Origin of the sequence: Acinetobacter lactucae, from assembly GCF_013344765.1 — a bacterium.
Classification (GTDB): Bacteria; Pseudomonadota; Gammaproteobacteria; order Pseudomonadales; family Moraxellaceae; genus Acinetobacter; species Acinetobacter lactucae_A.
This window is the reverse complement of record NZ_JABVBF010000411.1, coordinates 1-533: the sequence shown is the minus strand read 5'-3', so window position 1 is coordinate 533 and position 533 is coordinate 1. Positions and strand designations below refer to the sequence as shown.

Here is a 533-nt window from a genome sequence, read left to right as displayed (position 1 = left end):
ATCAATGACAGACTATTTTTCAAAGCTATTAATCTTCTATTTTTTTCATTGTAACTTTAAGATTCTTCCCACATCCTTCCATAATAGAAAAATAATTATTTGCGTGTAATCTAGTTTTTTTACCCTTATCGATCTTAGGATAATTATATAAATACTGGTAATCTGTATTATAAGCAATAGATCTAATATATGGATAAAATGAAGATTGATGATTAATAATAAATTTAAACATTCCAATCAATAATAGACTATTAATAGCAAAAACTAAAAAATGTAAGAAAATTCTATGGTCCTGATGTATTTTCTCATCTAATTTAGCTTTACCACACACAACTAAAATAGGATGAACAAAACTATACAACATATTTTTCAGGATTATTAGAAAAATAAATAATGACAATCCAAAATATATTATGGAACATCCCAAAATTGTAAATACTATTGCTGCTGGTATATAACAAATAAGCACCAACAAGTGTAAGGTAAGACCAAAATCTTCAGCTGGCAAACCAAAACTTTGTACAATTAACTCC

The 533-nt window shown here is 26.1% G+C and carries 1 protein-coding gene; it reads right to left on the bottom strand.

Translation table 11 applies throughout. The features are described 5' to 3' along the window. Window positions 1-28: 28 nt before the first annotated feature. On the bottom strand, window positions 29-533 hold a 505-nt coding region (locus tag HUN22_RS17615; protein ID WP_174732069.1), incomplete at its 5' end, for a hypothetical protein.